The organism is Vibrio sp. THAF190c, from assembly GCF_009363355.1.
GTDB classification, from domain to species: domain Bacteria; phylum Pseudomonadota; class Gammaproteobacteria; order Enterobacterales; family Vibrionaceae; genus Vibrio; species Vibrio fortis_A.
In genome coordinates, this window is the sequence record NZ_CP045338.1 from 2,109,706 (window position 1) to 2,123,752 (window position 14,047).

Genomic DNA, 14,047 nt, shown 5'->3' on the forward strand with positions numbered 1-14,047 from the left:
AAGGAACTCCTTAAATAATCAACTTAGCCAATGGTTAAACCATGGATACTGTGCGAATGGTGTTATCACTCGCGGATAAACTTATTCTTAGTAATCCAAATTGCATGCCAATTTTTTACTCATTAAAAATCAACAACTTAATATTAGGTGGTGATTATAACAACAGATGCTATGATGAAATTAACCAAGTGTTGGTATTTTTCACCACCAGCGTCACACAATCGCACCGATAAGGCCACCTATGCAGCAAAATTTAATTGGCGAATCCCCAAGTTTTCTCTCTGTTCTAGATAAAGTCTCTCAATTGGCACCTATTGAAAGACCAGTCCTCATCATTGGTGAACGCGGTACTGGTAAAGAGTTGATTGCGCAGCGTCTCCACTACTTATCAAGACGTTGGGATCAGCCACTCATCTCTCTTAACTGCTCAACGTTAAGCGAAGGCCTGATTGATTCAGAACTTTTTGGACATGAGTCCGGCTCCTTTACGGGTTCAAAGGGCCGTCATCAGGGTCGATTTGAGCGTGCAGAAGGCGGCACCTTGTTTCTCGATGAACTGGCAACTACTCCCCTTGCAGTTCAAGAAAAGCTACTTCGCGTAATCGAATATGGACAATACGAGCGTGTTGGAGGCCAAAAAGCCCTTAGTGCTAATGTAAGGCTGGTTTGTGCAACCAATGCCGACCTTCCCGATATGGCGAGCAAAGGTGAATTTAGAGCGGACCTACTCGACCGCTTGGCGTTTGACGTGATTACACTGCCACCTCTTCGAGAACGAAAAGAAGACATTACACTGCTTGCCGAATATTACGCGATTAAGATGTGCCGCGAACTTGAACTAGAGCTGTTTGTCGGCTTCTCACCTGAAGCAAAACAGTCATTGATCGATTACCCGTGGCCGGGCAACGTTCGTGAACTGAAAAACGTGATTGAACGAGCTATCTACCAACATGGCCGTAATCCAGAGCCGATTGAATCTCTTGTATTTAATCCGTTCGAGCCCGCATGGAGTGAAGCTCAGGCCGAAACTGACAATCCTGAACCAAGCGACCATACTTCTAATGAGCGCAGCTTTTCGCTTCCTCTCGATTACAAGGCGTGGCAAGAGGAGCAAGACATCGCACTCCTCAATCAGGCACTGAAAACAAGCAAATACAATCAAAAACAGGCGGCTGAACTGCTTGGTCTTACCTACAACCAATTAAGAGGCATGGTGAGGAAATATTCGATAGTTGGTCAAAACAGCGATAAATAGCTGCTAGCACAGGATTATTATTTGGAGCGCAATAAATAAAATGTTAAATTATCCGGATCTTGAGGCTCCTCTTCCGCCTCGTTTCGAAAAGTATTTCTTTTTATGAAAGCACTATTAAGACTGTCACTAGGTATCTTCACGCTAGGCTTTTTAGCTGGCTGTGGAGAGAGCGTCGATCACGACCAGATCCGAGAAAAAGGCTTTATTTATTGCGGCCAAGGAAACCCGAGTACCTTTAATCCACAATTGGTGGACAGCGGTATTACTGCGGAGTCGCTAAGCCCTCAGATCTTCGATACTCTACTCCAGCTCGACCCTGAGACATATCGCCCACAGCCTAACATCGCATCCGAATGGACGGTGAACAAGGCGGGTACCGAATATACCTTCAAATTGCGCCCAAATGTGCAGTTCCAAACGACCGATTGGTTCAAGCCAACACGTGCTCTAAACGCACAAGATATTGTTTTTAGCTTCGAGCGTATCACCAACAGCACTCACCCATTTCACTATGTGGGTGGCGGTCTTTACCCTTGGTTTGCGGGTATCGATTTCCCGAATCTAATTGACAGCATTGAAGCGATTGATGACCTAACGGTTAAGTTTACGCTCACTCGTCCAGACAACTCATTTTTGACCAACATTGCCACCAGTTATGCAGTGATCCACTCAAAAGAGTACGCAAATCAACTGATTCAGTTAGATGAGAAAAACCGCTTAGACTCACACCCAGTCGGTACAGGCCCATTCTACCTTGATGATTTTCAAATCAACGATTTGGTTCGATTGAAAAAGCACAAAAATTACTGGAAGAGCAAGGTGAAAATGAACCAAGTGGTGTTTGATACATCACAACGTGGTACTGGCACACTCGCAAAACTACTTCGTAACGAATGTGACGTGCTGAATTCGCCTATCTCGAGCCAGATTCCAATCATTCAGGCTCAAGAAGAGCTTGAGATTACCGCGACACCTGCCGTAAACGTGTCGTTCATTGCTCTAAATACAGAGCATCCCGCACTGCGTGACGCACGCGTACGTAAGGCGCTAAACCTAGCGATCAACCGCCAGAATATCTTGGATTCAGTGTATTACGGGACAGGCAGCAAAGCGTATACCCTATTACCACCAACCTCTTGGGCCTATCAAAAGGACCAAGTTCAGGTTCGCTACGACCGAAACTATGCTGTTGCACTTCTTAAAGATGCCGGCGTCGAACCCGGGTTGGAACTCTCTATGTGGGTACCACTTGAACCGAGGGCCTACAACCCAAGTCCGCGTAAGACGGCGGAGCTTATCCAAGCAAACCTTGCTGATATCGGTATAAACTTAAAGCTCTACACGGACGACCGATTCGATCGTACTCAACTCTCTTCCATCGCTTCGACGGATCTATTGCTTACAGGCTGGATTGGCCACACTGGAGACCCAGACAATTTCTTGCGTCCACTGCTCTCTTGTCAGTCAGAACGCGCAGGATTGAACGTATCGATGTGGTGTAATTCAGATTTCGATTTTCTTCTCGATCTCGCGCTAGAGATCAATCAACAGAGGCACCGAGTGAACTTGTATCACCAAGCCCAGAATATTCTTAACGAAGAGTTCCCTGTGATCCCACTGGCTCATGGCGTGCAATTCCGTGTACACGACCGCTCATTAACAGGCTTTAAGCAAAGCCCATTTAACGCGCAGCCTTTCGACCAAGTGACGAGAGAGGTGCAGCCGTAATGTTTTGGTATACGTTAAGACGCGTTAATTTATTTGTCATCACGCTCGCGATACTGACTATTGTTGGTTTCTCATTGCTGCGATTAGACCAAACATCACCGTGGGCTATCCAAGAGTTTTGGCCGGGCTGGTTGAGCTACATTGGCGAATTATCAACACTGAACTTCGGTATCAGTAAACATGGTGCGCCTATCTATGATGAATTGGCCGTTGTCTTCCCAGCGACGCTAGAGTTGTGTTTCTTCGCCTTCCTACTTGCTCTCCTTATCGGTATCCCGCTGGGTACTATTGCGGGTATGCGTCAGGGCAAGTTCATCGACACCACAATCTCGTTTACATCAATGTCAGGTTACTCTGCCCCTATCTTCTGGGTCGCCCTGCTGATGATCATGGTCTTCTCTTTGCATTTTGAGATGTTCCCGGTTGGTGGTCGCTACGATTTACTGTACGAGATTGAACATGTCACTGGCTTTGCAATCATTGATGCATTTTTTGCTGAAGGTCGCTACAAAGCACATGCTTTACAGAGTGTGATTGAGCATATGGCTCTACCTTGTTTGGTACTGGCTTTAGCGCCAACTACACAAGTTATCCGTCTTATGCGAGCATCAGTGGCTGAAGTGATGACGCAGAACTACATCCGTGCGGCACGTATTAAAGGTCTTTCAACTCACGAGATCGTCACTCAACACGTGCTACGTAATGCGATTCCACCTATCGTTCCTAAGGTCGGTGTACAGCTTTCAAGTATGTTGACGCTTGCCATCATTACCGAATCTATTTTTAACTGGCCAGGTATCGGTCGCTGGCTGCTTGATGCGCTATCGAACCAAGATTACGTATCAATCCAAGCTGGTGTGATCGTGGTGGCAACGCTAGTTCTGACAGCAAATATCCTATCGGATCTGATCGGCGCGATGATCAATCCTCTAGTAAGGAAAGAGTGGTATGCTAACAAGTAACGTTTATCAAGAAGAGCGCATCCCGACTCAATTTGAGCGTTTTTGGCGCAGTTTCCGCAATAACAACCTAGCGATGTTTGGTCTGTGGTGCTTAGTATTAATCATCTTCGTCACTATCACCGCACCTTGGCTAGCACCTCATGATGCTCAAGAGCAAACTGGCCACTTGTTGACGCCTCCATCGTGGGATCCAGCTGGTACAGTTGAATACTTTCTAGGAACCGACGATTTAGGTCGAGATATCCTTTCGCGCCTGATTATTGGCTCTCAGCTCACCTTTGGTGCAGCGGTGGTGATTACCTTCATTGCGGCTGTCATTGGTTGTTTGATTGGCGTATTAGCAGGTATGACTCGTGGCCTGCTATCGAGTACCCTAAACCACCTGCTTGATACGGTCATGTCTATCCCATCATTGCTGCTAGCAATTATCTTTGTTGCTTTCCTAGGCTTTGGGGAATTCAACATCTTGCTGGCGATCTGTCTTGCCTTGATTCCGCGCTTTATTCGTTCTGTCTATATCGCGGTTCACGCGGAGGTAGAGAAAGATTACATCATGGCATCACGTTTGGATGGTGCGAACGATTTTTACCTACTTTGGAACTCTATCGTTCCTAATATTCTTACGGTTATTGCCCTAGAGGTAACGCTAGCGCTGTCTGTTGCGATTCTCGACATTACCGCACTAGGCTTCTTAGGCTTGGGCGCTCAAGCACCAAGTACGGAGTGGGGATCCATTCTGGGTGACTCTGTAGAGCTGATCTACTTAGCGCCTTGGACAGTGACCCTACCTGGTCTCGCAATCATGTTTACTGTTATCGTCATCAACTTAGTCGGTGAAGGCGTACGCCAAGCACTTAACGCAGGAATCGAATAATGCCGTTACTTGATATTCGACATCTGACCATTGAAATCGAAACACCCCAAGGCTTGGTTAAAGCAGTAGACCGCATGAGTATTACCCTTAATGAAGGGGAAATTCGCGGCTTAGTGGGTGAATCAGGTTCAGGAAAAAGCTTGGTAGCCAAAGCGATCGTTGGTGTATGTAAGGAAAACTGGAAGGTTTCTGCAGACCGAATGCGTCTGGGTAACATCGATCTACTTCAACTGACACCTAAAGAGCGCCGTAGAGTCATCGCCCGCGATATCGCGATGATCTTTCAAGAGCCTTCGACCTGTCTCGACCCTTCGGAAAAAGTGGGACACCAACTGATCGAAGCCATTCCATCTCATGCCTTTGAAGGTAAATGGTGGCAGCGTTTTAAATGGAGAAAGAAACAAGCTATTGCCCTGCTTCATAAAGTCGGTATTAAAGACCACTCACGCCTTATGGACAGCTACTCTTATGAGCTGACTGATGGTGAGTGTCAAAAGGTAATGATTGCGATGGCGATCGCTGCCAAGCCAAAAGTACTGATTGCCGATGAGCCAACCAATGACTTGGACCCAATCACTCAGTCGCAGATTCTGCGTCTGTTGAGCCGCATGAATCAGCTGCATAACACCACCATTATTTTGATTGGGCATGACTTAACAACCATTACCCAATGGGCAACGCGAATTACGGTTATGTATTGCGGTCAGTCAGTTGAATCTGCAGACACACCTAAACTCTTGGATGCGCCTAAGCACCCTTATACCGTGGCGCTACTTAAAGCGATGCCAGACTTTAATGATTGGATACCACATAAAGAGAAATTGCAGTCGCTACCAGGCTCAATTCCTCCTCTGCAGCATTTGCCAATTGGTTGTCGTTTGGGTCCAAGATGCCCTTACGCACAAAGGCAATGTGTTGAGATACCTCATACCAGTCGCGTAAAGAATCATAAGTTTAACTGTCACTTCCCACTGAACATGGAGAAGAAAAAGAAATCATGAGTGCACTATTAGAAGTCAGTGATCTTTCCAAAGATTTTACGACACGCTCTGGGCTTTTTCGTAAGAAGATTCACCAGGCGGTGAAACCGGTGAGCTTCACTCTAGAAGCGGGACAAACCATTGGATTTATTGGACAAAATGGCTCTGGTAAATCAACACTTGCTCGCATGTTAGCTGGCATGGTTGAACCTACGTCTGGTGAGATTCGAGTTAATGGTGAAAGGCTTGAACACAAAGACTACTCGACGCGTTGTAAACTAATTCGCATGATCTTCCAAGATCCAAATACGTCGTTAAACCCTCGTATTCAGATCGGTCGCATTCTTGAAGGACCACTCAAACGAAACACCAACATGCCGCCTGAAGCGCGTATGAAGCGAGTGAAAGACACGCTACTTCGAGTAGGCTTGCTTCCTGAACACGCCTACTTCTACCCTCAAATGCTCGCAGCTGGACAAAAGCAGAGGGTTTGTCTGGCTCGTGCCTTGATACTTCAGCCATCCATCATTGTAGCCGACGAAGCGCTCAATGGTTTGGACATGGCGATGCGGTCTCAGATCATCAACCTGTTCTTGGAGCTTCAGGAAGAGATGGGCGTATCGTTTGTGTACGTTTCACAACACATTGGCATCGTTAAACACATCACCGATAAAATCATCGTAATGCATGAAGGCGATGTGGTCGAAGCAGGTGAAACGCATGAGGTGCTCTCTAACCCTTCTCACCAAATTACTCAGCGTTTAGTTGAAAGTCACTTCTTTAAAGCACCAAACTATTAGTCACTTAAACCATTAAAACTGCGTTAATGTCAGAAGATGAGGGAATAAATGAAACTGTATCTGTTCTACATTTATTCCCTTTTTATTGCTCTAGTTTCAGGCCCCACTCACGCTACTGGACTTACTTGGCTTGACCCTAGCTTCGTTGAGCGCGCTTTCTACAGCGTTGCTCTGGAGCATGAATACACAAGTGGCAATCACCCGCTGGCGAAATGGAACCAACCAATAAGAATTTGGTTAGATCACCGCGTCGGCGATGAAGAACTCCATCAAGAGCTTGCCGAATTACACGTTCAGCACTTGGCTCAAATCACCGGCCTATCTATCGAGTTTGTTAGTAAACAATCACAAGCCAACGTGCATTGGATTTATACACGTGAATCAAAGTGGACTAAAGAAGCCAAGTCAGCACTTAACCTAAGGTCAACTCAACATTTGAATACGGCAATATGCACCGCTGGTTATAAGACCAATGCCACTGGTCATATTGTCTCTGCTGCTATCGTAATACCTGTAGACTTAGCAAGGAGTCGAGGCAAGTTATTAGCATGTGTCGTAGAAGAAATCACACAAGCGTTAGGGCTGCCCAATGATTCGGAGCATGCGTACCCTTCTATCTTTAATGATCACACTCCAGAGGAGCTTCTAGCGCCTTTAGACGTGGTTTTGTTAAAGCTACTCTATGAGCCAGAGTTGAAAGCAGGGATGACGCTCTCAGAAGTTAAACCTGTTGTAAAACGGTTAGTAAAGGAATATCAAAGAGAAGGGATACTGAAAGGTGCTACTAAGGAAGCCAGACAGGCTCCCTTATATGAACTGTTTCGTTAGAGAAGAGTTAGCGCTTAGCCGCTTGCTTCTTCAATTCGAAATCGAATTCGTCAGGGAAGAGTACTACGCCCTCTTCCTGCTCATTTGGGAAGACAACAACAGCGAGTTCATCGTCTTCTAGACCCATGGTCCAACGACTGTGCCACTTATTCAATGAGATAGCTTCAGCTTTACATTCTGACCACTCGCCTGTTGCCCAAGACTCTGCGAACTCTTTATTTGGCCAAACAGGTACACAATCTTCATCTTCAGTATTTAGCATCACACAACCGTGCTCGTCGGTTAGGATCCATACTTCACGATTAGCCACGATCTCTTTTACACAGTATTTAAAGCGTTGTTCACCTGTGTATTTGTTAACTTCTGCGATTTTTTGCTCGTCTAGCGGTGTAGTCATTGTCTTTTCCTACTTTTGTCAGTGCGTTCGCTCTCATACAGTGTATGCCGAGCTTTTTGAACTGCAAATACTTCTATTCAAAGAAATAGTCTAATAAGGTGTAATTTAATGCCAAAGAAAAACGCCTGCTAAAAAGCAGGCGTTTAATTCGTCAGCAGCTTAATTAAGCAAGCTCACCTTGAAGCCAAGGCCAACCTTGCTTCTTACGGCTTAGTGTATTTTCCATCATCAATACACCGTCTTGCTCGTGCTTAACTAGCTTCTCAGCCCACTCACCTTTGTAAAGAAGGCGAGTTTGAGCTGTTGTGATATCAGTTAACATTACTGCAGCGAATGCTAGACCGTCTTTCTCGCAACGAGTTTCTAGGTCAGCTTCAAGAGCTTCAATCATGCCATCAACTTGCTCAAGGGTTGCTAGCTCAACTTGGCCAACTACTACGTCGCGACCGTTGAACGGGTAACCTTTAAGGTCTTTTTCTACTAGCTCAGCAGCAGATAGGCCTTCGATGTTTGTTTTCGCGATTAGTAGTGCTTTGATGAACGCGTCTACGTCAGTTACACCAGCGATTTCTGCTAGTTCAGCAACTGCGTCTTTGTCTTTTTGAGTACAAGTCGGAGAAGCAAAACCTACCGTGTCTGACAGGATAGCAGACATCATTAGCTTAGCGATTTGTGGAGTGATTTCGTGACCTTCAATCTTGAACATGTTGAATAGTACAGTGTTTGTACAACCAACAGGCCAGATCCACGCTTCCATTGGGTTTACTGTCATCACATCACCAAGACGGTGGTGGTCAACGATACCTAGGATTTCTGCGTCAGCAACGTCATCAGGTGCTTGAGCTAAATCTGAGTAGTCTACTAGCCAAATTTTTTCGCCAGCAACAGAAGTACGAAGCTCTGGCATATCTGCGCCAGCAACTTCTAGAATGTGTTGAGTTTCGCGGTTGATCTCGCCTTGGCGAATTGGTGTCGCTTCTTCGCCACGAGCTTTAAGAAGCTCAGTTGCAACTAGCGCGCTACAAATACTGTCACTATCAGGGTTTTTGTGACCAACAACTAAAATCATGTTTCTTCCTATTACACTAAAATTACAGCTCTACCTATAGAGCATCTCTTTATTTCGCTTACTTTACCCTATTTTTTGACAATGATCATCGCTTCGTTGCTGCCTGTTAGACTATTTGCCTATGGTAAGTTGCAAGAAAAACCACAAAATAAAATTGATAATCATTCTTATTCGTATATAGTTATACCTAAGCCTTTATATACTGGGTATATCGCTATGAATCGAAGAATCCAATTCGCATCAGAACATCACACTTCAGAATCAATACCGTCATCCCTATTTCGTAAGCGAATATTTCTTACTGTCGCGCTTGCCACTCTGATTGTGACTGTATCGCTATTGGATCTTACGGTCACGACTTTGACAGACTTCGCTTTTGCTTCTGCACTCTACACGTTATTGAGCTTAGTGGGCTACCAATGGCTAACGCTTGACGCCGATAATGAACACTTACTCGCACATCAATGTCGCTCCAATCAAATCGTCTGTGTTTCTGTAATGGCCGCAATCCCTGGCTGCGGGGGTATGGTATCGGTTATGTCTCAGTTTATTTCTGGGAGGCTAGGCATTGGCGCACTTATCGCAGCCCTAATCAGCACACTTGGCAACGCGGCTTTTTTGTTCATTGCCAGCGACGTAAGCACCGGCATCGCCGCGATCGCATTGAGTGTTATTGTGGGCAGCGCTTTGGGAAAAATTATTAATCTGTCCCATGTTGATGACTTACTGCGCCCAACAAAGCTTTAAATTCAATTAATCTCTCTTATCAATCATCCATTTCCGAGTTTCCGTTCGTTCCGAGGTCACCTGTCAGGATTACTGGTGGCCTTGGAGCGTTCTCCATAGAGCCTGTTTTTTCTCATAGGATGCCCACAAAGGCTCGTAGACGATTTCAAATAATGTAGTCTAAACAGACTTCAAAATGTAAAAAAGCCCCTGTAAGCATCGCTTACAGGGGCTTTTAACTATCTTTCGGTGTTTATATCGAGTGCATTAAGCAACTTCGATTGGACCACCGAATGAAGTAACTGGAGGTAGCTTACCAGTGAACTTCTCAAAGTCGACCAGACATGTGTTTGCTGAGGTCGCTTGAGCTAGCTCAGAAGAGCCAATATCTTGAGTCAGTGTGTTTGGATCGCCGTATGTATCTAGCGCACCCACTTTCTCGTTCATTGGACCGTACCAAGCACCTTCTTCGATACGCACAACACCTGGAGCGTAGCTATCCATAAGAACAGCACCAGCCAGAAGCTGACCACGGTCGTTGAATACGCGTACCACATCACCATCTTTGATGCCTTTCTTCTTAGCATCTGTTGGGTTGATGTAGATTGGCTCACGACCTTGTACCGCGTAAGTCGCACGGAACTCTTCAGAATCACACATCTGAGAGTGCAGGCGCTTGTCTGGGTGACAAGATTGTAGCCAGTACGGGTGTTTATCAGAGCCCGGACCACCGTGTGAACGTTCAGATTTCTCGAACCACATTGGGTGTTCTTGACAGTGCTCGTAGCCCATGTTGCCTACAGTACGGCTTGTGATTTCGATGAAACCAGAAGGTGTACCTAGTGCATTGATCTCTGGGTCTTCACGGAATGAAGCGTGACGAGTCCATGGCTTACCTTTACCGAAGTCTAGGAAACCTTTCTCCCAGAACTCAGCAAACTCTGGCATTTCAAAGCTGCCTTCGTTTGAAGCACGACACTCATCGTACAGAGACTTAATCCACTGCATTTCATCCATACCGCGCGTGTAGTCGTCGTAACGACCCCAACGCTTAGTCAGACTAGACATGATCTCGAAGTCAGTCTTAGATTGGAACAGAGGATCCACCAGTTTGTGCATCGCGATCAGACCACGACCAGAGTATGCGCCGTAACCATCAATATCGTTACGTTCCCACTGAGTACATGCTGGAAGCACGATATCTGAGTGACGACACGTCGCTGTCCAAGTAAAGTCTACTGCTACAACAGTTTGTAGGCTCTTGAACGCTTTACGCATCTTGTTGCGATCTTGGTGGTGGTGCCACGGGTTGTTACCACTAAATACCATCATCTTGATATCTGGAAGTGTTACCGTTGCGCCATTTGCTTTGATCTTCTTACCTGGCTCTAGCAGGCTATCAACCCAACGAGCAACTGGGATTACGCGGCTGTAACCGTTGTAATCTGTGTTCGTGTGTTTCGGCTTCTGACCTTGGTCGATGTTCAGTGGGAATGAACCCGGAGCTGAGAAACCAGTTGAAGATACACCGATACCAGAGTAGTGGTGACCGTAAGAAATACCGCCGCCAGGTAGACCAATTTGACCAACCATTGCTGCGATAACTGCACACATCCAGTAAGGCTGTTCACCGTGTTGTTGACGCTGAATACTCCAACCAACAAGAATCTGTGTACGACCGTTAACAAGCATCTTAGCAAAGTCACGGATTGAGTCCGCGCTTGCGCCACAGATAGCAGCAGCCCACTCAGGTGTCTTCTCAACTTTGTCTTTCGTCTCACCTTGAACGTACTTAATGAAGTCTTCAAAACCTAGACAGTAAGTCTCGATGAACTTCTTGTCGTATAGGCCCTCATTGTAAAGCACGTGAGCAACACCAAGCATGAACGCCACGTCAGTTTGTGGGTTGATGTAGAACTGCTCGTTTTCTAGATAACGACCTGTTTTGTTTTTCACAGGGTCAACAGAAACAACGTTGATCTCTTTATTAGCTACTTTTTCTTTCAGTTGTTCTAGATATGCGAACGACTCGTGAGTCTCACATGTCCAACCTACTTGAAGGTTCTTAACTGGATCGTTACCCCAAAGGATAATGTTGTCACTGTTTTCTAGGATAAGTTCCCAAGATGTACCTTGTGCATATACTTCTGTAGAACCTAGCACGTAAGGCATGATTGTTTGACCAGCACCTGTTGAGTAGTCACCAATCTTCTTCACAGAGTAGCCATGAAGTGCCATTGCACGTTGCATGTGGTTAGTACAGCTGTGGAACTGACCTGTTTGTCTCCAACCAGTTTGACCTGTGTGAAGCGCCCATGGGCCGTAATCTTTCTGTACGCGCTCAAGCTCGCGGTAAACAAGATCTAGAGCTTCGTCCCAAGTCACACGGATAAAGCGGTTGTTACCACGTGTATCTGCGCTGTACTTGTGTTTTTTCAGCCAGTCTAGGCGAACCATAGGGTAACGCACACGTGATGGGCTGTAGATGATGCCTTTGATACCCTTCAACATCTCTGTTGGGTGTTTATCAATTTCTAGTGGCTTGATCTCTTGAACCTTACCAGCGTATACACGTGCACGGAATGCACCCCAGTGAGAACCTGAGACTTTCCACGTGCCGTCTGTTTCTGCTGCAGATGCAGAAGCCGACACTAATAGGCTTGGGCCCATAACTGATGCCGCACCTGTTGTCGCGACACCTTTCAGAAAACTTCTTCTTGTAATTGCCATTGTGTTACTCCAATTGACGTCTTATTAGTGATGGCCTTCAGAAAAATCTGATGAGTGCTTCTGTAGATACTTAAGAACAAGTGCTTCTGTATCAGTGTCGAAGTTAACGAATGCGATCATACCATCTAACATGCCTACCCAACCGTTAGCACTGAAGTGCGCTTCGTCTGGCTGAGAGTGACACGTTGAACAGTTAGACTGGTAAGCCTGACCTGCTGCATTCCAGATTGGATCGAAGTTATCAACCATAGATTCTTTCTTCATCCATAGTGCTAGGTTAACTTCTTCCCATGGAAGACCCGTTAGCTCATCTTCTTTCTTCTCACCAACAGTGATAACGTCGCTTTGAGACACTTCTTTGGTCAAGATTGCAGTAGAGATGTTCATACCGAAATCTTCTTGGATTACACGACCGAAGCCTTTCGCTTTACGCCAGCCGTCGATCTGAACCTTGATCATGTCACCTTTTTCGTCGATCACTGCAACTTTACTTGCAGGGCTTAGTAGACCCGCTTCAACAGTTGCTGTTTCGTCTGTGTACATTGGTAGGTGACGGATTGAGATCACGTCAGAACCGTTCGCATAAGAAGTGCTACCTGCAACTTGCTCAAGCTCACCAACGATACCGCTCGCTGATTCCATATCAAGTGGAAGGTTGTGCGCGATGCCTTTGTGACAGTCAACACAGCTTTGGTCACGCTCTGCTGCATTCTTCATTTGAATTCGAGCAGTTGGACGCATGTTTTCGAAATCCATTGAGTCGTAGTTGTGGCAGTTTTTACACTCTAGAGATTTGTTTGCAGAGAAACGATCCCATTCGTGTTTTGCCAACTCGATACGACGTGCTTCGAATTTTTCAGGTGTATCTAGGTCACCGAAAACTTGTGCGAATACCTCTTTAGATGCTTGCATCTTACGCGCGATTTTAGCTGTCCATTCGTGAGGAACGTGACAGTCTGGACAAGTTGCACGAACACCAGATGTGTTTTTCCAGTGAACCGTGTCTTGCAGTTCTACGTATACGTTGTCACGCATGGTGTGACAGCTGATACAAAATTCTTCTGTGTTAGTTGCTTCTAAAGCAGTATTGAAACCACCCCAGAAGATAACACCCGCGATAAAACCACCCATGGTTAGTACACCAAGGCTGATGTGTACTGCAGGGCGTGTCATAGTGCGCCACAGTTTAACTAAAAATGACTTCATGATTAGCTCTCTTAAATATCTGTTCTAAAAAATGTTGTTGTGTGAGGCATTACATGCCGCCGTGAGCACCTGGAGGTCCGAATACGAACACTTGAAGCGCCCAAACTAGGAAGCCGTAACCACCTACAAAAGCAACACTCAACACAGGAAAGAGAACCACTGCAATGAAGAGGAATGACTTCCACTCCAACGAGCGCTTTTCGCCAGTTTCAATTTTATTAACATCACTCATACATTTTGCCTATTTTGTATTTAGTAATTTCGATAAGCCCATTCTAAGGGGCTAAAGTTCATCAGTATCTAGCAACAAATTTTAGACCATACTCAAAGTAGGGTTCAATCAAATCACCGCTCTTAACCCTTGCTAATCAATACTTTTTTGAGCTCATCCAGAGTTGTTTTCAGTTAAAGAAACATATTAAAAAGTATTAACAAATGTGAAGAGTTAAGTAGATTAATCAGTTGTTAAATTGACACAGAAACCCAACAAAT

General features: G+C 45.6%; 13 protein-coding genes. 8 read left to right on the forward strand and 5 right to left on the reverse strand.

All coding sequences use genetic code 11. The features are described from left to right. Window positions 1-241: 241 nt before the first annotated feature. The 7 genes from pspF to FIV04_RS09395 all read left to right on the forward strand — a co-directional run bounded on the left by pspF (window position 242) and on the right by FIV04_RS09395 (window position 7,427). Entirely contained in the window at window positions 242-1,255 is a 1,014-nt protein-coding gene (gene pspF / locus FIV04_RS09365; protein ID WP_152468988.1) for a phage shock protein operon transcriptional activator, read from the forward strand. Window positions 1,256-1,357: 102 nt separating this feature from the next. Continuing rightward, entirely contained in the window at window positions 1,358-2,983 is a 1,626-nt protein-coding gene (sapA, locus tag FIV04_RS09370; protein ID WP_152468989.1) for an ABC transporter substrate-binding protein SapA, read from the forward strand. Further along, window positions 2,983-3,945, forward strand: coding sequence for an ABC transporter permease subunit (locus FIV04_RS09375; RefSeq protein ID WP_150894146.1), 963 nt, complete (start codon window positions 2,983-2,985; stop codon window positions 3,943-3,945). The genes sapA and FIV04_RS09375 overlap by 1 nt, the downstream gene beginning before the upstream one ends. Then, window positions 3,932-4,819, forward strand: a complete 888-nt coding sequence (sapC, locus tag FIV04_RS09380; protein ID WP_032552127.1) for a putrescine export ABC transporter permease SapC — start codon at window positions 3,932-3,934, stop codon at window positions 4,817-4,819. The genes FIV04_RS09375 and sapC overlap by 14 nt, the downstream gene beginning before the upstream one ends. Beyond that, complete coding sequence (locus FIV04_RS09385) at window positions 4,819-5,820, forward strand: oligopeptide/dipeptide ABC transporter ATP-binding protein (protein ID WP_032552126.1); 1,002 nt, start codon at window positions 4,819-4,821, stop codon at window positions 5,818-5,820. Before sapC ends, FIV04_RS09385 begins: the two co-directional genes overlap by 1 nt. Further along, complete coding sequence (locus FIV04_RS09390) at window positions 5,817-6,599, forward strand: ATP-binding cassette domain-containing protein (RefSeq protein ID WP_032552125.1); 783 nt, start codon at window positions 5,817-5,819, stop codon at window positions 6,597-6,599. The genes FIV04_RS09385 and FIV04_RS09390 overlap by 4 nt, the downstream gene beginning before the upstream one ends. A 48-nt stretch (window positions 6,600-6,647) precedes the next feature. Further along, a complete protein-coding gene (locus FIV04_RS09395; RefSeq protein WP_152468990.1) occupies window positions 6,648-7,427 on the forward strand; it encodes a DUF2927 domain-containing protein in 780 nt (259 codons plus the stop codon). 7 nt (window positions 7,428-7,434) lie between these two features. Here the strand turns inward: FIV04_RS09395 and FIV04_RS09400 are convergent, their stop codons facing one another. Both FIV04_RS09400 and FIV04_RS09405 read right to left on the reverse strand, forming a co-directional pair. Next, the gene (locus FIV04_RS09400) at window positions 7,435-7,824 is read right to left on the reverse strand and encodes a DUF2750 domain-containing protein (RefSeq protein WP_152468991.1); all 390 of its coding nucleotides are present in this window, start codon (window positions 7,822-7,824) and stop codon (window positions 7,435-7,437) included. Between the two features lie 163 nt (window positions 7,825-7,987). Further along, window positions 7,988-8,893 (reverse strand): manganese-dependent inorganic pyrophosphatase, encoded by a 906-nt coding sequence (locus FIV04_RS09405; RefSeq protein ID WP_150894142.1) that lies wholly within the window; start codon window positions 8,891-8,893, stop codon window positions 7,988-7,990. A 216-nt stretch (window positions 8,894-9,109) separates the two neighbouring features. On the opposite strand from FIV04_RS09405, the gene FIV04_RS09410 reads away from it, so the two are divergent. Next, window positions 9,110-9,640 (forward strand): putative manganese transporter, encoded by a 531-nt coding sequence (locus FIV04_RS09410; protein WP_172974237.1) that lies wholly within the window; start codon window positions 9,110-9,112, stop codon window positions 9,638-9,640. A gap of 246 nt (window positions 9,641-9,886) precedes the next feature. On the opposite strand, the gene torA is transcribed toward FIV04_RS09410, so the two are convergent. Genes torA through torE form a run of 3 tightly spaced genes read right to left on the reverse strand, consistent with a single transcriptional unit; the run spans window position 9,887 to window position 13,787 of the window. Then, the gene (torA, locus tag FIV04_RS09415; protein WP_152468993.1) at window positions 9,887-12,349 is read right to left on the reverse strand and encodes a trimethylamine-N-oxide reductase TorA; all 2,463 of its coding nucleotides are present in this window, start codon (window positions 12,347-12,349) and stop codon (window positions 9,887-9,889) included. Between the two features lie 24 nt (window positions 12,350-12,373). Continuing rightward, the gene (gene torC / locus FIV04_RS09420; RefSeq protein WP_032552120.1) at window positions 12,374-13,555 is read right to left on the reverse strand and encodes a pentaheme c-type cytochrome TorC; all 1,182 of its coding nucleotides are present in this window, start codon (window positions 13,553-13,555) and stop codon (window positions 12,374-12,376) included. Window positions 13,556-13,604: 49 nt separating this feature from the next. Further along, a complete protein-coding gene (gene torE / locus FIV04_RS09425) occupies window positions 13,605-13,787 on the reverse strand; it encodes a trimethylamine N-oxide reductase system protein TorE (protein ID WP_032552119.1) in 183 nt (60 codons plus the stop codon). Window positions 13,788-14,047: the final 260 nt, after the last annotated feature.

Coding starts and splice junctions, on each gene's coding strand:
- pspF (WP_152468988.1), top strand. CDS start 242: ATGCAGCAAAATTTAATTGGCGAATCCCCAAGTTTTCTCTCTGTTCTA.
- sapA (WP_152468989.1), top strand. CDS start 1,358: ATGAAAGCACTATTAAGACTGTCACTAGGTATCTTCACGCTAGGCTTT.
- FIV04_RS09375 (WP_150894146.1), top strand. CDS start 2,983: ATGTTTTGGTATACGTTAAGACGCGTTAATTTATTTGTCATCACGCTC.
- sapC (WP_032552127.1), top strand. CDS start 3,932: ATGCTAACAAGTAACGTTTATCAAGAAGAGCGCATCCCGACTCAATTT.
- FIV04_RS09385 (WP_032552126.1), top strand. CDS start 4,819: ATGCCGTTACTTGATATTCGACATCTGACCATTGAAATCGAAACACCC.
- FIV04_RS09390 (WP_032552125.1), top strand. CDS start 5,817: ATGAGTGCACTATTAGAAGTCAGTGATCTTTCCAAAGATTTTACGACA.
- FIV04_RS09395 (WP_152468990.1), top strand. CDS start 6,648: ATGAAACTGTATCTGTTCTACATTTATTCCCTTTTTATTGCTCTAGTT.
- FIV04_RS09400 (WP_152468991.1), bottom strand. CDS start 7,824: ATGACTACACCGCTAGACGAGCAAAAAATCGCAGAAGTTAACAAATAC.
- FIV04_RS09405 (WP_150894142.1), bottom strand. CDS start 8,893: ATGATTTTAGTTGTTGGTCACAAAAACCCTGATAGTGACAGTATTTGT.
- FIV04_RS09410 (WP_172974237.1), top strand. CDS start 9,110: ATGAATCGAAGAATCCAATTCGCATCAGAACATCACACTTCAGAATCA.
- torA (WP_152468993.1), bottom strand. CDS start 12,349: ATGGCAATTACAAGAAGAAGTTTTCTGAAAGGTGTCGCGACAACAGGT.
- torC (WP_032552120.1), bottom strand. CDS start 13,555: ATGAAGTCATTTTTAGTTAAACTGTGGCGCACTATGACACGCCCTGCA.
- torE (WP_032552119.1), bottom strand. CDS start 13,787: ATGAGTGATGTTAATAAAATTGAAACTGGCGAAAAGCGCTCGTTGGAG.